Consider the following 21,779-nt stretch of genomic DNA (forward strand, 5'->3'; position numbering starts at 1 on the left):
ATGGGCGCGGTTGCAGGTCCCGAAATCGAGCGGCTGGTCCAGCTTCTCGCGCGGCTGCCGGGCCTTGGTCCGCGCTCGGCGCGGCGCGCGGCGCTGCATCTGATCAAGAAGCGCGAAGCGCTGATGATGCCGCTGGCCTCGGCCTTGCAGGTCGCGCTGGACAAGGTCCAGGTCTGCAAGACCTGCGGCAATATCGACACGCAAAATCCCTGCACCGTCTGCACCGATCCGAAGCGCGATCCCGCCATCATCGTCGTGGTCGCCGACGTCGCCGATCTCTGGGCGCTGGAGCGGGCCAATGCGACCCAGGGGCGCTATCACGTGCTGGGCGCGACCTTGTCGCCGCTTGACGGGGTCGGCCCGCAGGACCTCACCATCGACGCGCTGGTGGCGCGCGCGCATGCGGCCGAGGTGCACGAAATCATCCTGGCGCTGAATGCGACGGTGGACGGCCAGACCACGGCGCACTACATCACCGACCTGCTCCAGGATGCCAACGTAAAAGTAACCCGGTTAGCCCATGGTGTGCCGGTTGGCGGCGAGCTTGATTATCTCGACGAAGGGACGCTATCAGCCGCGATGCGGCAGCGGACCCTGTTCTAGCAATCCAGACTTTACGGAACGAACGACATGACGAAACGATTCGCCAGACGGCTGGCTTTGGTTGCGACCATGATGATGCTGGCGATCCCGGCCGTCTCGGCACAGCAGGATGACGAGGCGCCGCCGCCGTCAAAACCCGGCAAGCCGATCAGCGCCGGCGAGGTGCTCTCCGGCGAGTTGAACGCAATGAAAATCCGTGACGTCAAGAACGCCGGCAAGCGGGTTGCGATGTACCAGATCACCTCCGAGCCGCGCCGCCTGCCCGCGCCGAGCGGGCTGTGCGATCTCGAGACCGGACCCGAGACGTTCCAGCTCGTCACCTCAAGCGACGCGCAGGCCGCGCAGCTGAAATCATTTGTCGGCAAGGAGATCTCCGTGAAGGTCGATGAGGTCGCCTGCGCCAGCGATCCCGGCCAGATGAGCGAGGCCGTGGTGACGAAGTGGAGCTTGGTGAGGAAGCAGTAGCGCTTTGATTGAGTGCCGTAGGGTGGTGGGCAAAGCGAAGCGTGCCCACCACTTCTGTCGAATTCCTTGAGCGATGGTGGGCACGGCGCGTTGCGCCTTTGCCCACCCTACGACGGCGTCACACCCGCACCGGCCCCAGCGCCTCAAAGTGACCGCGCTTCTGCAGCCATGTGAGCAGCAACAGGCTTGGGATCGCCACCAGCACGCAGATCACGAAGAACAGCGGCCAGCCGGTCGCCTTGGCGACATAGCCGGCGACAGACGCGAGATAAGTGCGCCCGACCGCTGCGAGCGCGGTGAGCAGCGCATATTGCGTCGCCGTATGCAGCGGGTTCTGGCACAGCGCCGAGAGATAGGCGACGAAGATCACGGTGCCGATGGCGCTGGTGAAGTTCTCGCAGGTGATGGCGAAGGCGAGCGCCCACTGGCTGGTGCCGGTGAACGCCAGCCATGAAAATGAGAGGTTGGCGAGCGCTTGCAAGACGCCGCCGATCCACAGGCTCGCCGCGAGCGAGTAGCGCCGCGCGACGAAACCGCCGGCAAAGCCGCCGATCAGCGTCGCAGCCAGGCCGACGCCTTTCACGATCGCCGCGTAGTCGTTGCGGGAGAAGCCAAGGTCGATCACGAACGGCGCCGTCATGGTGCCGGAGAAGGCGTCGGTAAACTTGAACAGCACCACGAAAGCGAGTGCCGCGAGCGCGTCCTTGCGCGTCAGGAACTCCGAGAAGGCGCCGATCGCCGCGTGCAGCACGCGTGCAAACGCGGTCTCCGTTTGCGTCGCGGCCTCGGCGCGCACCGATTGCTCGGGCTCGGTGGCGGCGAGCGCCGTGATGGTCCCGATCAGCACCATCGCCGCCATCACCACATAGCCCCACATCCAGGCCGCCGTGCGGGTAATCCCCGTGCTTTCGAAGCCGGAGACGATGAACAGCGCGCCCGCGGTCGAGACCAGCATGCCGATGCGATAGGCCGCGACGTAAGCCGCCATGCCGGCGGCCTGCTCGCTCTCGGGCAGGCTCTCGACGCGGAAGGCGTCGACCACGATGTCCTGTGTCGAGGACGTCGTCGCTACCAAGAGCGCGCCGAGCGCGACATAGAACGGCGAGCGTGCGGGATCGGTCATCGCCAGCAGCAGGATCGCGACGATCAGCAGCAATTGCGAGAACAAGAGCCAGCCGCGCCGTCGCCCGAACGCGCGGGTAAACAGCGGCACATGCAGCGCATCCACCAGTGGCGCCCACAAGAATTTCAGCGTGTAGGGCGTGCCGACCAGCGCGAACAGCCCGATGGTCCCGAGATCGACGCCGGCCTCGCGCATCCACACCAGCAGCGTCGAGCCTGACAGCGCCAGCGGCAGCCCCGAGGAGAAGCCGAGAAACAGCACGATCAACACGCGCGGTTGCAGGTAAACGGCCAGGCCGTCGCGCCAGGAGGTCGCAGGGGTGTCGGCAGCGGCGGATGATGTCGCGTCGGGTGCGGTCATGGGGAGGTGTTAGCAGATTCTGGCGACGCTGCCTCTTCTCCCTCTCCCCGCAAGCGGGGCGAGGTAAGAAAACTCACTCCCCCGCCTGGAGCTTCCTTGGGAACAGCTCGGGCGCACCCGTCGCCACCAGCCGCGGGCCCTCCGGTGCATCGCTCTTGCTGAAATCGAGCTCCTCGATTCGGCCGGCGCGCTTCTCGATCTTGTCGGCGGAGATCAGGATCTGGCGGACGTCCTCGTTGGCGTCGGCAAAGTGCTTTTGCAGTTTCAGCACGCGGTCGCGCAGGCGGCCGAGGTCGTCGCCGAGCTTGATCACTTCGGTCTGGATCTGGTCGGCGGCGTCGCGCATGCGCGCGTCCTTCATGATCTGCTGCATCACCTGGATCGCCAGCATCAGGAGCGAGGGCGACACCAGCACGACGCGGGCGCGGTAGGCCTTCTGGATCACGTCGTCGAACCCGTCATGGATCTCGGCGTAGACCGATTCCGACGGCACGAACATCAGCGCCATCTCCTGGGTCTCGCCGGTGACGAGATATTTCTCGGCGATGTCGCTGACATGTTTCATCACGTCGCCGCGCAGCCGCTGCGTGGCGATGCGCTTCTCCTCGTCGGTGCGGGCATCGTGCAGCGCGGTCATCGCCTCCAGCGGGAACTTTGCATCGATGCAGAGCGGGCGCTGGTCGGGCAGGAACACCACGCAGTCCGGCCGCTTTCCGGTCGAGAGCGTAAACTGGAATTCGTAAGCACCCTTCGGCAGGCCGTCCTGGACGATCGCCTCCATCCGCGCCTGGCCGAAGGCGCCGCGCGACTGCTTGTTGGCGAGCACGTCGCGGAGCGTCGTCACCTGGGTGGTGAGGTCGGTGAGGTTCTTGTGCGCGTTGTCGATGATGCCGAGCCGCTCGTGCAGCGCGCGCAGGCTCTCCATGGTGTTGCGGGTCGAATGCTCCATGGACTGGCCGACCCGGTGCGTCACCGAATCCAGCCGCTCGTTGACCGCGCGCGCCATCTCGGCCTGGCGGCCGGCGAGCGCCTGGGTCATGGCGTCGGCGCGGCCGGCGGCCTCGCTCTGGGCATGCAGCACCTGGCTCAGCCGCTCCTCGAGCTCGTCGGCCCGGATCGCATGCGCCATCGCGAGTTCCGCGCCGCGCCGCCCGGACCGCGCGATCACCACTGCAATCACCACCAGCAGGATGAGAACCAGCACGCCAAAGCCGATCAGCGCATCGATGGTGCGGACCGGCCAGTCGCCAGCCATGAAAATGATGTCGTTCATGCCAGCCTTTCTAGCCGATTCGCCGGCCTGCACGAACGAATAGCGAACATTTATGGTTAAGAACCCCCTAAGTTTTATGGTCAACGAAAGCTGACGTTTTATGGTTAGCGAAGGGTTAACGGGTTCCTCGCCGCATTGACCGCTTTCTCCGCGCGGCTTAAATCGCCCGCCATGGCCCTCAGAGAAATCATCATCCTGCCCGACAAGCAGCTGCGTCTGGTCTCCAAGCCGATCGAGAAGGTCACGCCGGAGATCCGCAAGCTTGCCGACGACATGTTCGAGACCATGTACGACGCGCCCGGCATCGGCCTCGCCGCGATCCAGATCGCGCAGCCGTTGCGGCTCATCACCATGGACCTCGCCAAGCGCGACGAGAACGGCGAGACCACGCCGGAACCGCGTGTCTTCATCAATCCCGAGATCATCTCTTCGTCCGAAGAATTGTCGGTCTACGAGGAAGGCTGTCTCTCGATCCCTGAATATTACGAGGAGGTCGAACGGCCCGCCAAGGTCCGGGTGCGCTTCACCGATCTCGACGGCAAGCTGCACGAGGAAGACGCCGAAGGCCTCTACGCCACCTGCATCCAGCACGAGATCGACCATCTCAACGGCGTGCTGTTCGTCGATTATCTGTCGAAGCTGAAGCGCGACCGCGTCATCAAGAAGTTCGAGAAAGCCGCCAAACGCACGGAGTGAGTTGTAGACGACTGGCGTTGCCGCACGCTCTCCTGCGCTCCCTCCCCCCTTGTGGGGGAGGGCAGGGGAGAGGGGTAGCCCAGCAAGAGGTGCTCCTGATTTGCGGAGCGCAAGCAACAAAAGCCCGCGCTCACGCCGAGAGAGCGCGCCGTGTGGCACCCCTCTCCCTAGCCCTCCCCCACAAGGGGGGAGGGAACGTACCGAGTCCCTGTCATGCCCCTCCGCCTCATCTTCATGGGCACGCCCGATTTCTCCGTGCCGACGCTGCTCGAGCTGGTCGCGCACGGCCATGAGATCGTCGCCGTCTATACCCGCGCGCCGAAACCGGGCGGGCGGCGCGGCCTGCAATTGCAGCCGACCCCGGTCGAGGAAGCCGCGCGAAAACTCGGCATTCCCGTGCTGACGCCGAAGACGCTGAAGACGCCCGAGGCGCTGGAAGAATTTCGCGCCTTCGACGCGGATGCCGCCGTCGTCGTCGCCTACGGCATGATCCTGCCGCAGGCGATCCTCGATGCGCCAAAGCTCGGCTGCTACAATCTGCATGCCTCGCTGCTGCCGCGCTGGCGCGGCGCAGCGCCAATCAACCGCGCCATCATGGCAGGTGATGCCGAGAGCGGCGTCATGGTGATGAAGATGGATGTCGGCCTCGATACCGGCGACGTCGCCATGGCCGAGCGCATCGCGATCACCGACACCATGACCGCGGTCGATCTGCATGATCGCCTCTCCCGGCTCGGCGCCGATCTGATGGTGCGCGCCATGGCCGCGCTCGACCGCGGCGGGCTTCAGCTCAAGAAGCAGAGCGAGGACGGCGTCACTTACGCCGCCAAGATCGACAAGGCCGAGGCCCGCATCGACTGGACCAAGCCCGCGCACGCGGTGCTGCGCCATATCCACGGCCTGTCGCCGTTTCCCGGCGCCTGGGCCGAGCTTGAGAACGCACGCGTGAAAATCCTGCGTTGCGAATTGGCGAAGGGCTCGGGCGCGCCGGGCGAAGTGCTCGACGACCAGCTCACCATTGCCTGCGGCGAGGGCGCGATCCGCATCCTCGAGCTTCAGCGCGAGGGCAAGGCGCGGATGCAGGCCACGGACTTTTTGCGCGGCGTGCCCGTGAAGCCGCCGATGCGGCTCCTCTGATGCCCCGCTACAAGCTCACCATCGAATATGACGGCGCGCCGTTCTTCGGCTGGCAGATCCAGGACACGCTGCCGTCGGTGCAGGGCGCGCTGGAAGCGGCGGTGAAGGCGATGACCGGCGCGGATTTGCGGGTCCATGGCGCCGGCCGCACCGATGCCGGCGTGCATGCGCGCGGCCAGGTCGCCCATGTCGATGTCGAGAAGCCATTTCCGCCGGGCCGCTTTCGCGACGGGCTGAACGCACATCTGCGCCCGCATCCGATCGCGGTGCTGGAAGCCGAGATCGTGCCTGATACTTTCGAGGCGCGCTTCTCGGCCATCAGGCGCCACTATCGCTACCGCATCGTCAACACCCGCGCCAATCTCGCGCTTGACGTCGGCCACGCCTGGCGCGTGCCGCGCCGGCTCGATGCCGATGCGATGCATACGGCGGCGCAGCGCCTGCTCGGCAAGCACGATTTCACGACCTTTCGCGACACCGAGTGCCAGGCGAAATCGCCGGAGAAGACGCTCGACCAGCTCGACGTGCTGCGCGACGGCCGCGAGATCACCATCCTCACCTCGGCGCGCTCGTTCCTGCACAGCCAAGTGCGCTCGATGGTGGGATCACTGGTCTGGGTCGGCGAAGGCCGCTGGAGCGCCGACGATCTCTCGGCGGCACTGGAGGCTCGCAACCGCGCCGCCTGCGGCATCGTCGCGCCACCGGAGGGGCTGTATCTGGTGAAGGTGGATTATTAGCGCGCGGGAATTACCGCCTACCCAAAATACCGCGCCAAAATCCCCCGATAGACCTTGGTCAGCTTCTCCAGATCCGTCACCGGCACGCGCTCGTTGATCTGGTGCATGGTCTGGCCGACCAGGCCGAACTCGATCACCGGGCAATAGCTCGAGATGAAGCGCGCGTCCGAGGTGCCGCCTGAGGTCGACAGCTCCGGCTTGCGGCCGGTGACTTCCTCGATCGCTGACACCGCGAGATCGGTGAACGGGCCGGGTTTTGTGACGAACACGTTCGAGTTCGACGGCTCCCAGACGATGCGGGCCTTGATGCGGTTGCCGCAGGCTTTTGTCAGCCGCGTCTCGACCAGCTCGCGCAAGGATGCCTGGGTGTGGTTGTCGTTGTAGCGGATGTTGAACTTGGCGCGGGCTTCGCCGGGGATGACGTTGTAGGCCTTGTTGCCGACGTCGACCGAGGTGAATTCGAGATTGGAGGCCTGGAATTGCGCGCTGCCGTGATCGAGCGGCTCGTCGCCGATCGCCACGATCAGGCGCGAGATGTCCGGCACCGGATTGGCGGCGCGGTGCGGATAGGCGACGTGGCCCTGCACGCCGTCGACAACAAGCGTGCCGGATTGCGAGCCGCGGCGGCCGACCTTGATGGTGTCGCCGAGCGTCTCGACATTGGAGGGCTCGCCGAGCACGCAATGATCGAATGTCTCACCGCGCTCGGCGGCCCATTTCAACAGCTTGATGGTGCCGTTGATGGAGACGTCTTCCTCGTCACCCGTGATGAGGAACGAGATCGATCCCTTTCCGTCCGTGCGTGCTTTGCCGCCGTTCGCGGCAAGATGCTCCAGCACCGCGGCAACGGAGCAGGCGATGCCGCCCTTCATGTCGACCGCGCCGCGGCCGTGCAGAAAGCCGTCCTTCACCTCGCCGGAAAACGCGCCGATGCTCCAGGCGCTCTCGTCGCCCGGCGGCACGACGTCGGTGTGGCCGGCGAAGGTGATGTGCGGGCCTTCGGTGCCGATCCGCGCATAGAGATTGTCGACGTCGGCGAGGCCGGGTTCGCTGAAGGTCACGCGGTGACAAATGAAGCCGGCTGCGGTGAGGGCTTTTTCGAGCACCCCGAGCGCACCGGCATCGGCCGGGGTTACCGAGGGGCAGCGGATGAGGTCGCGGGCAATGGAGAGGGCATCGGTCATGCGCCCCGCTTAACATGCATGCCGCCGGGTGGGCTAGCGCTGGGCGGCACGAATTCGATCTCGCTCTGCTGGTCCCAGCTTTTTGCAGGGGACGGGGCGGATGCCGAGCTGTCCTCGATCTTGGCAAGCGGATCAGGGCCGAACCGGTTGCTGCCCGAGGTGCCGGGCGCAATGAACATCTCGACGAGGCCCCACAGCAACAGCGCGTAGATCGCCAATTCGAACGGAACAAACCAGTTGGCGTCGGGCAGCAGATCCCAGAATTGAAACACCGAATTGGGGACCACGAAGAAGGGAATCATCCACCAGCCGCTGCGGTCGCGATCGTGCAGCCGCTTGATCGCCGTCGCGAGGTAGATCCAGAGGAACAGCGGGACGCTGATGACCTTCAGGATCAGCGTCGGATGATCGGCGGCTGCCAGCAAGCGATAGGCTCGCGGGTCGACCACTCTGAAGACGTCGCTGACGCCGAAATCGAAATCGAACTCGAAGGAAAATTTGAAGGTTTTCTGGCCGTTGAGGACGTGGACCGCCTGATCGACCAGTTCGAGCACGCTCACCAGCAGCGCGACGATCAGCAGCGCCTGCCACAGCAAGGCGCGGTTGATGCGGCCGTCGAAGCGGAACAGGTACCAGGTCCAGTCCATGCCAAAGGCTCCGGGCGGGAGAGGCCGCCCGTGATTGGTCGCGAGGGAGGAGGGGAGGGTTCGATTGCCTCTAGGTGTCGTCCCGGCGAAGGCCGGGACCCATACCGCGGAATCCATCGGTTGCGGATGGTCGGCGTACCGAACTGCAAATCTTCGCCAAATAGCTGCCGGTGGTTATGGGTCCCGGCCTTCGCCGGAACGACAATGGACGGGCAGCTTTGCGACGAGAATTCAGTCCCGCAGCAGCTCGTTGATGCTGGTCTTCGACCGGGTGCGCTCGTCGACGCGCTTGACGATCACCGCGCAGGCGGTGCTCGGGCCGATCTGGCCGTTCTTCATCGGCTTGCCGGGCAGTGCGCCGGGCACCACCACCGAATATTCCGGCACTTCGCCCATATAGACCTCGCCGGTCTCGCGGTCGACGATCTTGGTCGAGGCGCCCAGGAACACGCCCATCGCCAGCACCGCGCCCTTGCGCACGATCACGCCTTCGGCGACTTCCGAACGCGCGCCGATGAAGCAGTCGTCCTCGATGATCACGGGCTCGGCCTGGAGCGGCTCGAGCACGCCGCCGATGCCGGCGCCGCCGGAGATGTGCACGCGCTTGCCGATCTGCGCGCAGGAGCCGACGGTCGCCCAGGTGTCGACCATGGTGCTCTCATCGACATAAGCGCCGAGATTGACGAAGGACGGCATCAGCACGACGTTCTTGGCGATGAAGGCCGAGCGGCGGACGACCGCGCCCGGCACCGCGCGAAAACCGGCATCGCGAAAACGGTTCGGACCCCAGCCTTCGAACTTCGAGGGCACCTTGTCCCACCAGCTCGCCTGGCCCGGGCCGCCGGGAATCACGTCCATGTCGTTGAGGCGGAACGACAGCAGCACCGCCTTCTTCAGCCACTGGTTGACCTTCCACTTGCCGTCCGCGCCGCGCTCGGCGACGCGGGCCTCGCCCTTGTCCAACGTTTCCAGCGCCTGGTCCACGGCCTCGCGCACCTCGCCCTTGGTCGAGGTCGAGATGCCGTCACGCGCGTCGAAGGCGCTGTTGATGGTGGATTCCAGGGCGGACAGGGACATCGGGATTTCCTCGGAGGCGGACGGGACTTGTGACGGGATTGGGGGCTTTTTCGGGATTTGGAGGGGCGGAGTCAAGGCATACTCGCCGAAGCCTCGTAGCCCGGATGGAGCGAAGCGCAATCCGGGAAAGTCCGTCCGCGGAGCGATGCCCCGGATTTCGCTTGCGCTCCATCCGGGCTACGGCCTTACCGCGACAGCCCGCCCAAAAACCCCGCCAGATCATCCGTGACGTAATCGACATGGGCGGCATCCCGCCCCTCCAGCTCCCAGTCCTCACGCACCACTTCCTTTGTGCCGTCGGGCACCACCAGCACCGTGGTCATGCCAAGCTCATGCGGAACGGTGAGGTTGCGGGCGAGGTCCTCGAACATTGCGGCGCGGGTCGGATCGACCGCATGCAGGCCGAGAAATTTCTGATAGGTCTGCGCCGCCGGCTTCGGCTCGAATTCGGCGGCAATGATGTCGAACACACCGTCAAAATGCGAGGCGAGGCCGAGCCGCGCCAGCACCGCATCGACATGGTCGACCGAGCCGTTGGTCAGGATCAGCTTGCGTCCCGGCAGCTTTGCGATGGCCGCGCCGAGTGCCGGGTTCGGCTCCAGCGGCGAGTGGTCGATCTTGTGCACGTAAGCGAGGTAGTCGTCGGCGCGCACGCCATGCAGGGTCATCATGCCGCGCATGGTGGTGCCGAAGCGGCGGTAATAGTCCTTCTGAATGTTGCGCGCTTCCTCCGGGCTGACGTTCAGCCAGTTGCAAACGAACTCCCCGATCCGCGCATCGACCTGCTGCCACAGATTGACGTGATGTGGATAGAGCGTGTTGTCGAGGTCGAACACCCAGGTGTCGATGTGGGCAAAGGCGCGGGGGGATTTCATGTCGTCTCTCTCAACTCGTCGTCCCGGCGAAGGCCGGGACCCATACCCCCAGGGAGTGGTTTTGCGAAGACCCGGAGTTGGCAGCTTCGCGCGACAACTTCCTTTTGTGGTTATGGGTCCCGGCTTTCGCCGGGACGACACCGGTATTTGTGGCCGACATCACGGCACCGCAAACCGCAGCGTCTTGCCGCCGCTGCTCATGTCCACCACGCCAAACCCCGTCGCTGCGAAGCCGCGCGCGCCGCAATCGGTCTGCTCGTTGGTCTCGAACTTGGTCTCGCGCGTGCAGAGCTGCTTCTCACCGCCCCAGTTCAGCGGCTTGTCCTTCAGCTTGATGGCGCGGTTGTCGGCATCGACGGCCTCGGCGAAGCTGAAGATCTGCTTCGGCGTGCCGGTCACGTCAGGGTGCAGGCAGGTCTTGGGATCGATGCGATACCAGCCGCGGCTCGTCACCGTCTTGCCGTCGTCGGTCGCAACCGCCGCCATCACCTTGTGCGGCGTGTCGTTGCACCAGGTCAGCCCGCTCGGCGACGGTGTCTGCACCGCGTCGACCATGGTCTTGAAGAAGTTCGGCGAGGAGGTGATGTCGGACGACAGCCCGCGGCTCTTCAGGAAGGCGGCGAGCGCTGCTTGCGTCTTCGGCCCGTCGACGCCGTCGATCGGCGCTGCGTCATATCCGGCGATCAGCAGCAGCCGCTGGATGCCGGCGAGGCGCGCCTGCTCGTCGTCATATTCGGAATCCTCGGCGAGATAGGCGACGAGATTGCCGTCGTCGCCCTGCGTCGGCGTGATCTGGGTGAACGGGGCCTGGGTCTGGCCGCTGCGGCACTGCCGCGCCGCCGCAATGACGAAATTGTCCTGCGCCACGCACAGCATGTCGCTGCCGTTCTGCGGGATTGGGGAAGCGCCATAAACGCCGAGCGCGCGGGCGTTGAGCAGGATGCGGTCGGCGGCGAGCGTGCCCTGCACCACGACGCGGCAGGTGGCGGGATCGATCCTGAACCAGCCCCGCGTTGCAGTGGCCGCCTTGTCGTCGATGCCGATTGCGGCTTCGACGACATAGGACATGCGGTTGCAGATCTTGAGGTCGGCGACCGCCGGCGCGGAGGAGAACAGAAACGAGACGATTGCGGCCGGAAGGGACATCAGCACGCGGGTGAGTGTCGAGCGGCGTGCTCGCTGAACTCTCCGCTCGTCATGCCTGGCCTTGTGCCGGGCATCCACGTTCTTGGCACGAGACGAAAGATCGTGGATGGCCGGGACATCTTCGCGAAGACGCGCTTCGCGCTCTTGCCCGGCCATGACGCCGTTCTTTGTCCGCTCGCCCATCACTTGTGGATCAGCGTGCCCGTGCCCTGGTTGGTGAAGAGCTCGAGCAGCACCGCGTGCTGCATCTTGCCGTCGATGATGACGACGCCCTCGACGCCCTGTTCCAGCGCGTAGATGCAGGTCTCGACCTTCGGGATCATGCCGCCGGAAATGGTGCCGTCGGCGATCAGCTTGCGCGCGTCCTTCACCGAGAGCTGCGGGATCAGCTTCTTCGACTTGTCGAGCACGCCCGGCACGTCGGTGAGCAGCAGCAGGCGCTTGGCCTTCAGCGCACCCGCGACGGCACCGGCAAAGGTGTCGGCGTTGATGTTCAGCGTCTGGCCTTCCTTGGAGGTCGCGAGCGGTGCCAGCACCGGGATCAGCTCGTAGCCGATCAGCTGGTTGAGCAGCGTGAGGTCGACCTTCTCGGGATCGCCGACGAAGCCGAGATCAACCGCCTTCTCGATATGTGAGTCCGGATCGACGATGGTGCGCGTCGTCTTCGACGCCTTCACCATGTTGCCGTCCTTGCCTGACAGGCCCACGGCCTTGCCGCCGGCCTCATTGATGTAGCCGACGATCTGCTTGTTGACGGAGCCGGCCAGCACCATCTCGACGATCTCGATGGTCGCGGCATCGGTGATGCGCAGGCCTGCCGCGAATTCCGAGACGATGCCGAGGCGCTTGAGCATGGTGGCGATCTGCGGCCCGCCGCCATGCACCACCACCGGGTTGATCGCGGTCTGCTCGAGCAGCACGATGTCGCGGGCAAAGTTCTTCGCGGTCTCCTCGTCGCCCATGGCGTGGCCGCCATATTTGATCACGATGGTTTCTTCGTCGTACTGCTGCATGTGCGGCAGCGCTTCGGACAGGATGCGGGCCTGGTCGAGCGGTGAAATTTCGGTCATGGGGCGATCTCGCTGGCGGGACTAACGCGGCCTGCGTTCTATCTGATTGGCGGGCGAGGCGCAAAGTGTGACTGGCGAGCTACGGACTGCGTTTCGCCACCACCGCCGCCAGCGTCACCGCCAGCCAGCTCACGATCATGAGCGTTCCGCCGGTCGGAGCCGCATATGGAAACAGCGAATGGCCGGCGTATTGGCGCACGGTGAGGTCACCGGCGAACAAAGTCGCCGCGACCACGAAGCCGAAGGCGGCCACAAGCGCAATTCCGCCATGCAGAAGGCGGCCTGCGAGCAAGGCTGTTACTGCCAATATGGCAGTTGCATGAAACAGCAGCATGGCGCTGGCGGAGGCGAGCCGGCTTGCGTCAGCGCCATGGGCGGACGCGGCCGCCAGGGCCACGCCGGCGGCGCCCATCAAGCCGGCAAGCCCGATCAGCAGGCGATATGCCACCATCACGACGCCCGCTCTTCCAAAAGCTTGGCCATCGCGGCGCGCAAGCTCTCCATGCCGGTCGAATCGCGCGACGAGGTCGCGAGCACGTTCGGAAACGCAGCGGGATGCTTGGCCAGCGCGGCTTCGGTCTCGGCGATGCGCGATTGAAGCTCGGACGCCTTCACCTGGTCGGCCTTGGTCAGCACGATCTGGTAGCTGACGGCCGAGCGGTCGAGCGTTCCCAGAATCTCGAGGTCGACGTCCTTGAGCCCGTGCCGCGCGTCGATCAGCACGTAGACGCGCGCGAGCGTGGCGCGGCCGAGCAGGAATTTGTGGATCAGCTCGGTCCATGACGCGACCTGCGATTTCGGCGCCTTGGCGTAGCCATAGCCGGGCATGTCAACGAGGCGCAGGTCAGTTTTCCCGGGGACCTCGAAGAAGATCAGCTCCTGGGTGCGGCCCGGCGTATGCGAGGTGCGCGCCAGCGCGTTGCGGCCGGTCAGCGCATTGATCAGGCTCGATTTGCCGACATTGGAACGACCGGCAAAGGCGATCTCCAGCCCCGCCATCGGCGGTAGCGTCGCAATCGAGGGCGAGGCCCAGATGAACTGCCAGTCCCGGGCGAACAGCTTTCGCCCGGCCTCGATCAGCTTCGCATCTTTATCGTCGGTCAAGCGAAGCCCCGCTGTTTCTTTACGTCATTGCGAGCGAAGCGAAGCAATCCAGAAATGGATACTGGATTGCTTCGTCGCTTCGCTCCTCGCAATGACGACGGCTACGTCGCCTTGCGCGCGAACGTCGCCTTGAGATTGTCGAACAGCTCCACCTTCACGCCGTTGCGGCGCATGATGAAGCTCTGCTGGAGCACCGAGAGCGTGTTGTTCCAGGCCCAGTAGATCACGAGGCCTGCCGGGAAGCCGGCCAGCATGAAGGTGAAGATCAGCGGCATCCAGTTGAAGATGAGCTGCTGCGTCGGGTCCGGCGGCGTCGGGTTCAGCTTCATCTGGAACCACATCGTGATGCCCATGATGATCGGCCAGATGCCGAGTGCGAGATAGTGCCCGAACAGCGGCAGCGTGGTCGGATCGAACGGGATCAGCCCGAACAGGGTGAACAGATTGGTCGGATCGGGCGCGGAGAGGTCCTTGATCCAGCCGAAGAATGGCGCGTGCCGCATCTCGATGGTGACGAACAGCACCTTGTAGAGCGAGAAGAACACCGGGATCTGGATCACCACGGGAAGACAGCCGGCGACCGGATTGATCTTCTCCTTGCGGTAGATCTCCATCATCTCCTGCTGCTGCTTCACCTTGTCGTCGGGATAGCGCTCCTTCAGCGCCGCAAGCTGCGGCTGGACCGACTTCATCTTCGCCATCGAGGCGTAGGACTTGTTCGCCAGCGGGAAGAACAAGAGCTTCACGATCACGGTCACGAGCAGGATCGAGATGCCGAAATTGCCGAAGAAGCGGTAGAAGAAGTCGAGCCCGAGGAACATCGGCTTGGTGATGAAGTAGAAATAGCCCCAGTCGATCAGGAGATCGAACTTGTTGAGGCCCAGCTCCTTGTTGTAGCCGCCGAGGCCGGCGAACGGGAACACGCCGACGACACCGGCTTCCTTGGCACCCGCGAACAGCCGCGCGTTTGCGGTCGCGCTGCCGCCGATTGCGACGGTGACGGGATCGAGCAGATAGTCGGTCTGGTAGGTGTGGACGTTGCCGGCGAGGTTCGACGAGAAGCGTGCCTGGAGCTGCGCATCGGTGTCGGGCAGCAGCGCCGAGGCCCAGTACTTGTCGGTCATGCCGAGCCAGCCATTGGTAACCTTGAAGCTTACCGACTTTGCTTCGTCGATCTTCTTGTAGGCGTATTCCTGCAGGCCATCGAGATAGCCGATCAGGCCTTCATGCAGGATGTAATAGCCGGAGACCTGCGGCGTGCCGTGGCGCGAGATCAGCGCGAACGGATAGAGCGTGACCGGCGCGTTGCCGACATTGCTCACCTCGTCCTTGATGGTGAAGAGATAATGGTCGTCGACCGAAATGGTGCGGCTGAAGCTGAGGCCCTCGCCATTGTCCCATTTCAGCTTGACCGGCGCCGACGGCGTCAAGTTGCCGCTGCCGTCCTGCTGCCAGACGGTCTGGGCGTCCGGCAGCTTGGCCGTCGTGCCCGTCCCGGCCACCCAGCCGAACTCGGCGTAATAGGGCTCGGCCGTGCCCGAAGGCGAATAGAGGATGATCGGCGGCGAGCTCGGATTGACCGTCTCGCGATATTGCACCAGCGCCAGATCGTCGATGCGGCCGCCTTTCAGCGCGATGCTGCCGGCGAGACGCGGCGTGTCGATCTTCACGCGCGGAGCGGCGGCGATCGCGGCGTCGCGGCTGACGACCGGCTGGGCCGGCTGGTTCGCACCCGGCACGGCGGAGGGCGCCGGCGTGGTGCCTGATTGCGATGTGGCGCCCGGGGTCGCGGAGGGCGTCGGCTGCGGGGCGTTCTTCTGGAGCTCGGCCTGCGCCTGCTGCTGGGCGCGCTGCTTCTCCATCGCCGGCACGTTGTAGAAGTACTGCCAGGCGATCAGCACCAGGCCGGACAGAATGACGGCGAGGATGGTATTGCGATTGTCGGTCATCACTTGTGTCTCGTCATCAATCTGGTTTGCGGCTGGTCGCAGGTGTTGGCTTTTGGCCGCGCCCTTTCGGCGCCTGCCGCGCGGGCTTTGCGAAAGCTGCACGGAGATCGTCGATCATGGTCGCGAAGTCGCGCGTGAGCGCGTCCCTGCGGCCGACCAGCACATAATCATGATGGGGCTGCATCGACACCGGATCGAGCCGCTTCACCAGTTCGCGAAGCCGGCGCCGGATACGATTGCGCTCGGGGGCGTTGCCGTTCTTTTTGGTAACGGTGAAGCCGATCCGGATCGGGCCGCTGTCGTCGCGACGGCGGCTTTGCAGGACGAACGCGGGACTATTCACCCGCGCGCCATTGGCAACGGCGAGGAAATCCGCCCGCTGCCTCAGCCGATCCATGATGAGATCCCAATAAAGGGGCCAGTCCGGCTCAGGCGCTCAGACGCTTGCGGCCGCGGGCACGGCGGGCGGCCAGAACCTTGCGGCCGCCGGCAGTTGCGAGACGGGCACGGAAGCCGTGACGGCGCTTGCGCACCAGTTTGCTGGGTTGATAAGTCCGCTTCACGGGTTTTTCTCCGCTGACCGGGCAATTTGCCTGTAGAATTAAGGGTAAAGTCCGGAAGATGCGGCCCAAAAAGGACCATTTCCGGCCCCATCAAGAGCCGCTCCCGGTGTCGCACCGGGTTCATCGCGGACAATTCGCGCGGCTTATAAGGGAGCGTCTTGTTTTCGTCAACGCCGCAGGACCGCACAGTTGCGGTGAATATCACTGTTTCGGCGGGGTTTTTAACCCTTGAGGTGGCGACTCGCCGGATCAACGCTTACATCCCACCTTGGCAGATTAGCGATCCGTAATTTGACCGTCCCCCGGGGCGGGTCGCATCCTCCACCAGCCAAGGCCAGCAGGGGCGAATCTCGTGGCGACAGACCTCCAGCCGACCCAAGGTTTGGATCAGAGTTTGGATCAAGACCTGGACCAGCCGGTGACGCGGTCCCGCGGACCGGGTGGGCTCGGCCTGTCCGGCAAGCTGTTGCTGCTGACCGTTCCCCTGGTGATGATCGCGGCCATCCTGCTTTACGTGCCGGCGATCGCGAACTTCTGGGTCAACCGGCTGAACGACCGTGTCGCGGCGGCCAACACTGCGGCGCTGGTGCTCGACGCGGCGCCGCTCGGCATGGTTCCCGATTCGCTGTCGCGGCAGATCCTCAAAAGCATCAATGCCCGCGCGGTCGCGATCAAGATGGGCCAGCAGCGCCGGCTGCTCGCCAGCGACAATCTGCCGTCCGCAATCGAGCATGACGTCGATTTGCGCGACATGACCGTGTGGGAGGCGATCACGGGCTCGTTCCAGATGATGCTGGAGACCGGCAACCAGCCGATCCGCATCGTCGGCCCCGGCGTCGGCAACGCCCAGTTCGTCGAGATCGTCACCGACGAATTGCCGCTGCGGCAGGCGATGTACCGCTTCTCCCGCAACGTCGTGGTGGTGGCGCTGATCATCGGCGTCCTGACCGCGGGCCTCGTCTATCTCGCGCTGCATTACCTGTTCGTGCGGCCGATGCGGCGGCTGACCGCGAGCCTGGTCGGCTTCCACGAAAACCCCGAAAGTTCGGCGCGCATCATCGTGCCGAGCCAGCGCAGCGACGAGATCGGGGTCGCCGAGCGCGAGCTGTCCGACATGCAGCGCGACCTGATGTCGATGCTGAATCAGAAGAGCCGGCTCGCCGCGCTCGGCCTTGCCGTCTCCAAGATCAACCACGACCTGCGCAACCTGCTGGCCTCGGCGCAATTGCTGTCGGACCAGCTCGCCAGCGTGCCGGATCCGCGGGTGCAGCGTTTTGCGCCAAAGCTCGTGCGCTCGCTCGAGCGCGCCATCGCCTTCTGCCAGTCGACGTTGTCTTACGGCCGCGCCCAGGAGGCCGCGCCCGACCGGCGCATGCTGCTGATCGAGCCCGTCGTGCTCGAGGTGCGCGAGACCGCAGGCCTTGCCAGCGACGCTTCGATCATGTGGGTCGCCGCGATCGAGCGCGGGCTCGCGGTCGATGCCGATCCCGACCATCTGTTCCGCGTGCTGCTCAACCTCGTCCGCAACGCCGCGCAGGCGCTCGAGAGTCATTCCTCCGGTGACGGCGGCCCGCAGCAGATCAGGATCACGGGAAAACGCGAAGGCGCGGTTGCCGTGCTGGAGGTCTCCGACACCGGCCCGGGCATCCCGCAACGAACCCGCGAGCACCTGTTCGAGGCGTTCCAGACCTCCGGCCGCCCCGGCGGCAGCGGTCTTGGGCTGGCGATCGCCGCCGAGCTGATCCGCGCCCATGGCGGCGACATCCACCTGGTCGAAGGCACCATCGGCGCCACCTTCCGGATCGTCATCCCCGACCGCCCCGTGGAGCTGCTGTCCATCCGGAACGAGCGGGCCAGGGCGTAGGGTTAGGCCAGCGGCCGACCGGAAAACTGTCATTTCCCTGCAAAATCTACCCAATCCGGACCTTGCCAATCCGGCCAAGAGCGGTTAGTCAGAGCGCTCTTTCGCACCCCTCCCGGTTCCCCGGGAGATGCTTGCGGGCCATGCCCGCAACCGCGGTTTCGCGAAAACGCGCCCGTAGCTCAGCTGGATAGAGCATCAGACTACGAATCTGAGGGTCGGACGTTCGAATCGTTCCGGGCGCGCCATTCGCATAAGCCATTTGAAGATCGATAAGTAGCGCCGCGACAAGCGCTCAGGACGCGTTGCGCCCGCCGGCGTGGCCCCGGATAGGCATCCTCTGTGATCCATTGTACAATTACGATGGTGTCTACGTTGGATGGCGGGCCATGGTGCAAGAGAAGCCAATCCGGTTCGTGCGTAGGTTGTCTGCGATATTGGCCGCTGACGTGGTCAAGTATTCGCGGCTCATGAACCATGACGAAGAGACGACGCATGCCAAGCTGACGGCGCTCCTGACGGACGCTGTCCACCCCGCAATCGCCGAACACGGCGGCCGCATTGTAAAAAACACCGGGGATGGGTTCTTGGCGGAGTTTCCCAGCGCAGTCGAAGCTGTCCGCGCTGCTTTACAGTTCCAGACCCGCATTCACGAACTTACAATCGATGGCGCGGAAGATCGGCGCATCGCCTTCCGTGTTGGCATCAATGTCGGCGACGTGATTGTTGAGCCGCATGATATCTTTGGCGATGGCGTCAACATCGCGGCACGGCTCGAGAGCATCGCAGAACCCGGGGGTATCTGTATCTCGTCTTCCGCCTACGATCCCGTCCGAGGCAAGATCGAGGCTCAGTTCGTCGATCTGGGCGAGCAGGACCTCAAGAACATCGTCCAGCCGGTCCGGACGTACGCAGTGGTCCGCGATCAACCTGGTGCAGCGACGCAGGCCGAGAGCTCCAGGCCCAACCTGCCACCGCCGCCTCGCCTCTCCATTGTCGTGCTGCCTTTCGCCAACCTCAGCGGCGATCCCGAGCAAGATTGCTTCGTCGATGGTGTGACCGAGAGCCTGACGACGGACTTGTCGCGCATCGTTGGATTGTTTGTGATCGCCCGCAATACGGCGTTCACTTTCAAAGGCAGGGCCGTGGACAGGAAGCAGGTCGGCCACGACCTCAAAGTCCGCTATATACTGGAAGGTTCCGTCCAGCGTGGCGGCAATCGATTTCGCGTCAACGTTCAGCTCGTGGACGCAGAAACCGGCGCATACCTATGGGCCGAACGTTTTGACAAGCTCATCGCCGAACTGTTCGATATGCAAGACGAAATCGTATCGCGGCTTGCCAACACACTGGGTGCGCAGCTCATCGAGGTTGAGGCCCGACGAGCGGAGCGTTCGCCGCGCCCCAATTCAATGGATTTGTATTTTCAAGGCAGAGCGCTGTGGAATAAGGGGTGGTGGACGCCCGAATTCCTCGCACAAGCCCACGTTTTTTTTCGACGGGCGTTAGAGCTTGATCCCGTAAATATCGAGGCGATGGTCGGTATCCTGTGCGTCGAAGGAGTACGAGGAACATCCTACGTGACCGACGACTGGGCCACGCACGTTTCGTTGGGCGAGGCGGCAGCGGCGAAGGTGCTGTCCCTCGCTCCGAACCATGCCTTTGCCCGCTTCGGCTTGGGCGTCTTGCTCGCGGCAACGGGCCGCGCGGCTCAAGGCATAGCCGAGCTCGAACGAGCGATATCCTTGGATCGTAATTTGGCTTGGGCGCACGCGCATATCGGCAAGGCCAAGTTTTGGTTGGGTCGCGCAGCAGAGACTGAGGCTCACGTCAACGAAGCGTTTCGCCTCTCTCCTCGCGATATTTATGCCTTCGACTGGCTGATGCACATCGGCTTCGCCAAGTTGCAGCTCACGGCGGACGCTGAAGCAGTCAGCTGGTTCCACCGCAGCATCGAGGCTAACCGAAGCTATCCAATAGCGCATTTCGGGCTAGCCGCTGCATACGCGCTGCACGGCTCGCTGAATGAGGCGAGGGCCGCTGCCAAGGCTGGGCTTGCGCTCGATCCAAGCTTCACCATTCGTCGCTTCAGGAGCACCCCGGTAAACGACAATCCAGCGTGGCTCGCGGGCGCCAAGCGCATCGTAAAAGGGTTACACACGGCCGAGGTACCAGAGGGGTGATGTCGGAGATGGGGCACACTCGGATTGGAAGTTTCGACCTGTGCAAGCATGCGTCCCCGAGAGCTGGCACGCTCACGCTATGCCGGCGCCGGGATGGCGCGCGCGCAAAACTCTGACGCTGGAATGCCCGATGGCGTTCCCCGCTCACTCCGGCAGTCCCGCCCTTCGCAGCCCTTCGCCGTACCGCCACGCATCGTCGGGCCGCCGGTAGGGGCCGTAGATGGCCTCCAGGTTCGACACGCGCTCGCCCGGATTGATCTGGAGCAGCCGGGCCACCGACTTTTGCGCCGGCTCCAGTTGCCCGGCGAACGCATCCGCCGCGGCGCCGATGCGCAAGGCCGGAAGCAGTTTCGGCGTGCCGCGCAAGGCTGTTGTTGCCCAGGATGAGGCCTCGCCATAACGGCCTGCGAAGAAATGCGCATGCGCCATCGCCGCCTGCATCAGCGGCATCAGCGGATCGACCGGGCTCAGCCGCATCGCATAGGCGAGATGCGCAACTGCTGCCTCCGGCTCGCCCATCCAGCTCTTGATGAAGCCGGCGAAATAGGACGCCCACATCATGTTGGGATTGACGGCAAGTGCCTGGTCGATGCACGCCGCACCGGTGTCGAGATCGCGCACGACATAGGCGAGCGCGCCGGCGCTCGTCGCCAGCGCCAGCGCGTCGTCACCGCCGAGGCGTATGGCGTTGCGGGCGAGCCGGTCGGTCTCGGCGATGTCGCGCGCGAGATCGTCGGTCGGCCAGCGGTTGGTCCGGTCCTTGACGTAGCAATAGGCGGCCATGCCGTAGGCGGAAGCGAAGTCCGGATCGAGCTCGATCGCTCGGCGGAACATCTGCAAGGCCTCGATATTGGCCTCGCGGATGGTGAAGCGATAGATCGCAGCGGTGCCGCGCAGATAATATTCGTAGGCGCCGAGGCTCTCCGTCGGCTTGCGCTTGGCGCGCTCGATCGCGGAATGCTCGAGCTTCGGCACCAGCGATCCCACCACCTGCCGCGCGATCTGGTCCTGGAGGTCGAAGACATCAGCGAGCGCGCCGTCGAACCGGTCGGCCCACAGATGTGCGCCGGTCGCGGCATCGATCAGCTGCGCCGTGATGCGGACGCGGTCGGTCGAGCGGCGCACGCTGCCTTCGAGCACGAAGCTGACACCGAGCTCGCGGCCGACCTGCTTGATGTCGACGGCGCGGCCCTTGTAGGTGAAGCTGGAATTGCGCGCGATCACGAACAGCGAGCGGAAGCGCGACAGCGTCGTGATGATCTCCTCGACGACGCCGTCGGCGAAATAGTCCTGGCTCGGGTCGTCGCTCATGTTCTGGAACGGCAGCACCGCGACGGCGGGCTGGGCCGGAAGCGGTGGCGGTTCGTTCGGTGCAGGCGGCGCGGCGGTGGAGGTCCGGTTGTCCGGCGTCACCGGACCTGTGAACCGGTAGCCGTATTTCGGCATGGTCTCGATCCAGCGCTCGCCGCCGGGCTCATCGCCGAACACCCGGCGCAGCGCCGCGATCTGAACCGGAAGATTGCTCTCCTCGACGATCAGGCCGGCCCACGCGGATTTGATCAGCACATCCTTGGAGACCGGGCTTCCCGGCCGCTCCAGCAGCACGCGCAGCACGGCAACCGCGCGCTGGCCGATCGCGACCGGCGCCTCGCCGCGAAACAGCAGCGCGGCATCGGCATCGAGACGGAACGGACCAATGATGTAACGCGTGGCCATGGCGGGATGC

21 protein-coding genes and 1 tRNA gene are annotated in these 21,779 nt (G+C 64.7%); 8 read left to right on the forward strand and 14 right to left on the reverse strand.

The window, feature by feature from the left end; genetic code table 11:
* A complete protein-coding gene (gene recR, locus IC761_RS04100) occupies positions 1-603 on the forward strand; it encodes a recombination mediator RecR (protein WP_195802024.1) in 603 nt (200 codons plus the stop codon).
* Between the two features lie 27 nt (positions 604-630).
* Positions 631-1,068 carry a hypothetical protein gene (locus IC761_RS04105; RefSeq protein WP_195802025.1) on the forward strand — a complete coding sequence of 146 codons (438 nt, stop codon included), beginning with the start codon at positions 631-633 and terminating at the stop codon, positions 1,066-1,068.
* A gap of 118 nt (positions 1,069-1,186) precedes the next feature.
* Here the strand turns inward: IC761_RS04105 and IC761_RS04110 are convergent, their stop codons facing one another.
* Positions 1,187-2,551, reverse strand: a complete 1,365-nt coding sequence (locus IC761_RS04110; protein ID WP_195802026.1) for an AmpG family muropeptide MFS transporter — start codon at positions 2,549-2,551, stop codon at positions 1,187-1,189.
* 73 nt (positions 2,552-2,624) lie between these two features.
* Positions 2,625-3,824: a DNA recombination protein RmuC gene (locus IC761_RS04115; protein ID WP_195802027.1), complete on the reverse strand. Its 1,200-nt coding sequence runs from the start codon at positions 3,822-3,824 to the stop codon at positions 2,625-2,627.
* Positions 3,825-3,995: 171 nt separating this feature from the next.
* Here IC761_RS04115 and def point away from each other — a divergent pair, with 171 nt between their 5' ends.
* From def to truA, 3 genes are all read left to right on the forward strand, one after another.
* Positions 3,996-4,520 (forward strand): peptide deformylase, encoded by a 525-nt coding sequence (gene def / locus IC761_RS04120; RefSeq protein ID WP_195802028.1) that lies wholly within the window; start codon positions 3,996-3,998, stop codon positions 4,518-4,520.
* Positions 4,521-4,733: 213 nt separating this feature from the next.
* Positions 4,734-5,657, forward strand: a complete 924-nt coding sequence (fmt, locus tag IC761_RS04125) for a methionyl-tRNA formyltransferase (protein ID WP_195802029.1) — start codon at positions 4,734-4,736, stop codon at positions 5,655-5,657.
* Positions 5,657-6,394, forward strand: a complete 738-nt coding sequence (gene truA / locus IC761_RS04130) for a tRNA pseudouridine(38-40) synthase TruA (protein WP_195802030.1) — start codon at positions 5,657-5,659, stop codon at positions 6,392-6,394. Before fmt ends, truA begins: the two co-directional genes overlap by 1 nt.
* 17 nt (positions 6,395-6,411) lie before the next feature.
* Here the strand turns inward: truA and dapE are convergent, their stop codons facing one another.
* The 11 genes from dapE to rpmH form a co-directional block, all read right to left on the reverse strand.
* Positions 6,412-7,578: a succinyl-diaminopimelate desuccinylase gene (gene dapE / locus IC761_RS04135; RefSeq protein WP_195802031.1), complete on the reverse strand. Its 1,167-nt coding sequence runs from the start codon at positions 7,576-7,578 to the stop codon at positions 6,412-6,414.
* Positions 7,575-8,225 carry a DUF805 domain-containing protein gene (locus IC761_RS04140; protein ID WP_195802032.1) on the reverse strand — a complete coding sequence of 217 codons (651 nt, stop codon included), beginning with the start codon at positions 8,223-8,225 and terminating at the stop codon, positions 7,575-7,577. Before IC761_RS04140 ends, dapE begins: the two co-directional genes overlap by 4 nt.
* A 231-nt stretch (positions 8,226-8,456) precedes the next feature.
* Positions 8,457-9,302, reverse strand: a complete 846-nt coding sequence (gene dapD / locus IC761_RS04145) for a 2,3,4,5-tetrahydropyridine-2,6-dicarboxylate N-succinyltransferase (RefSeq protein WP_195802033.1) — start codon at positions 9,300-9,302, stop codon at positions 8,457-8,459.
* A gap of 185 nt (positions 9,303-9,487) precedes the next feature.
* Positions 9,488-10,177: a pyrimidine 5'-nucleotidase gene (locus IC761_RS04150; protein ID WP_195802034.1), complete on the reverse strand. Its 690-nt coding sequence runs from the start codon at positions 10,175-10,177 to the stop codon at positions 9,488-9,490.
* Between the two features lie 159 nt (positions 10,178-10,336).
* Positions 10,337-11,323 carry a DUF1036 domain-containing protein gene (locus tag IC761_RS04155; RefSeq protein ID WP_195804543.1) on the reverse strand — a complete coding sequence of 329 codons (987 nt, stop codon included), beginning with the start codon at positions 11,321-11,323 and terminating at the stop codon, positions 10,337-10,339.
* Positions 11,324-11,505: 182 nt separating this feature from the next.
* Complete coding sequence (argB, locus tag IC761_RS04160; protein WP_195802035.1) at positions 11,506-12,393, reverse strand: acetylglutamate kinase; 888 nt, start codon at positions 12,391-12,393, stop codon at positions 11,506-11,508.
* Between the two features lie 79 nt (positions 12,394-12,472).
* On the reverse strand, positions 12,473-12,844 hold the full coding sequence (locus IC761_RS04165; protein WP_195804544.1) for a DUF423 domain-containing protein: 372 nt from the start codon (positions 12,842-12,844) through the stop codon (positions 12,473-12,475).
* Positions 12,844-13,497, reverse strand: a complete 654-nt coding sequence (gene yihA / locus IC761_RS04170; RefSeq protein WP_195802036.1) for a ribosome biogenesis GTP-binding protein YihA/YsxC — start codon at positions 13,495-13,497, stop codon at positions 12,844-12,846. Before yihA ends, IC761_RS04165 begins: the two co-directional genes overlap by 1 nt.
* A gap of 101 nt (positions 13,498-13,598) precedes the next feature.
* Positions 13,599-15,446: a membrane protein insertase YidC gene (gene yidC, locus IC761_RS04175; protein WP_195802037.1), complete on the reverse strand. Its 1,848-nt coding sequence runs from the start codon at positions 15,444-15,446 to the stop codon at positions 13,599-13,601.
* 16 nt (positions 15,447-15,462) lie between these two features.
* Positions 15,463-15,843 carry a ribonuclease P protein component gene (rnpA, locus tag IC761_RS04180; RefSeq protein ID WP_195802038.1) on the reverse strand — a complete coding sequence of 127 codons (381 nt, stop codon included), beginning with the start codon at positions 15,841-15,843 and terminating at the stop codon, positions 15,463-15,465.
* A 31-nt stretch (positions 15,844-15,874) separates the two neighbouring features.
* Positions 15,875-16,009 (reverse strand): 50S ribosomal protein L34, encoded by a 135-nt coding sequence (gene rpmH, locus IC761_RS04185; RefSeq protein WP_008542748.1) that lies wholly within the window; start codon positions 16,007-16,009, stop codon positions 15,875-15,877.
* Between the two features lie 394 nt (positions 16,010-16,403).
* Here rpmH and IC761_RS04190 point away from each other — a divergent pair, with 394 nt between their 5' ends.
* The 3 genes from IC761_RS04190 (at position 16,404) to IC761_RS04200 (ending at position 20,053) form a co-directional block, all read left to right on the forward strand.
* Positions 16,404-17,873, forward strand: a complete 1,470-nt coding sequence (locus tag IC761_RS04190; RefSeq protein ID WP_195802039.1) for an ATP-binding protein — start codon at positions 16,404-16,406, stop codon at positions 17,871-17,873.
* 168 nt (positions 17,874-18,041) lie between these two features.
* Positions 18,042-18,118 (forward strand) — tRNA-Arg (locus IC761_RS04195).
* A 141-nt stretch (positions 18,119-18,259) separates the two neighbouring features.
* Positions 18,260-20,053 (forward strand): adenylate/guanylate cyclase domain-containing protein, encoded by a 1,794-nt coding sequence (locus IC761_RS04200; protein WP_195802040.1) that lies wholly within the window; start codon positions 18,260-18,262, stop codon positions 20,051-20,053.
* Positions 20,054-20,197: 144 nt separating this feature from the next.
* Here IC761_RS04200 and IC761_RS04205 read toward each other — a convergent pair whose 3' ends face one another.
* A complete protein-coding gene (locus tag IC761_RS04205) occupies positions 20,198-21,769 on the reverse strand; it encodes a winged helix-turn-helix domain-containing tetratricopeptide repeat protein (protein WP_195802041.1) in 1,572 nt (523 codons plus the stop codon).
* Between the last annotated feature and the right edge of the window lie 10 nt (positions 21,770-21,779).

This window comes from Bradyrhizobium commune (assembly GCF_015624505.1).
Lineage (GTDB): Bacteria > Pseudomonadota > Alphaproteobacteria > Rhizobiales > Xanthobacteraceae > Bradyrhizobium > Bradyrhizobium commune.

Bases quoted from the DNA above. Each gene is read 5' to 3' on its own strand.
- def (WP_195802028.1), top strand. From the start codon at position 3,996: ATGGCCCTCAGAGAAATCATCATCCTGCCCGACAAGCAGCTGCGTCTG.
- rnpA (WP_195802038.1), bottom strand. From the start codon at position 15,843: ATGGATCGGCTGAGGCAGCGGGCGGATTTCCTCGCCGTTGCCAATGGC.
- IC761_RS04165 (WP_195804544.1), bottom strand. From the start codon at position 12,844: ATGGTGGCATATCGCCTGCTGATCGGGCTTGCCGGCTTGATGGGCGCC.
- IC761_RS04110 (WP_195802026.1), bottom strand. From the start codon at position 2,551: ATGACCGCACCCGACGCGACATCATCCGCCGCTGCCGACACCCCTGCG.
- argB (WP_195802035.1), bottom strand. From the start codon at position 12,393: ATGACCGAAATTTCACCGCTCGACCAGGCCCGCATCCTGTCCGAAGCG.
- truA (WP_195802030.1), top strand. From the start codon at position 5,657: ATGCCCCGCTACAAGCTCACCATCGAATATGACGGCGCGCCGTTCTTC.
- IC761_RS04140 (WP_195802032.1), bottom strand. From the start codon at position 8,225: ATGGACTGGACCTGGTACCTGTTCCGCTTCGACGGCCGCATCAACCGC.
- fmt (WP_195802029.1), top strand. From the start codon at position 4,734: ATGCCCCTCCGCCTCATCTTCATGGGCACGCCCGATTTCTCCGTGCCG.
- dapD (WP_195802033.1), bottom strand. From the start codon at position 9,302: ATGTCCCTGTCCGCCCTGGAATCCACCATCAACAGCGCCTTCGACGCG.
- recR (WP_195802024.1), top strand. From the start codon at position 1: ATGGGCGCGGTTGCAGGTCCCGAAATCGAGCGGCTGGTCCAGCTTCTC.
- IC761_RS04115 (WP_195802027.1), bottom strand. From the start codon at position 3,824: ATGAACGACATCATTTTCATGGCTGGCGACTGGCCGGTCCGCACCATC.
- dapE (WP_195802031.1), bottom strand. From the start codon at position 7,578: ATGACCGATGCCCTCTCCATTGCCCGCGACCTCATCCGCTGCCCCTCG.
- IC761_RS04200 (WP_195802040.1), top strand. From the start codon at position 18,260: ATGGTGCAAGAGAAGCCAATCCGGTTCGTGCGTAGGTTGTCTGCGATA.
- IC761_RS04105 (WP_195802025.1), top strand. From the start codon at position 631: ATGACGAAACGATTCGCCAGACGGCTGGCTTTGGTTGCGACCATGATG.
- IC761_RS04205 (WP_195802041.1), bottom strand. From the start codon at position 21,769: ATGGCCACGCGTTACATCATTGGTCCGTTCCGTCTCGATGCCGATGCC.
- yidC (WP_195802037.1), bottom strand. From the start codon at position 15,446: ATGACCGACAATCGCAATACCATCCTCGCCGTCATTCTGTCCGGCCTG.
- IC761_RS04150 (WP_195802034.1), bottom strand. From the start codon at position 10,177: ATGAAATCCCCCCGCGCCTTTGCCCACATCGACACCTGGGTGTTCGAC.
- IC761_RS04155 (WP_195804543.1), bottom strand. From the start codon at position 11,323: ATGTCCCTTCCGGCCGCAATCGTCTCGTTTCTGTTCTCCTCCGCGCCG.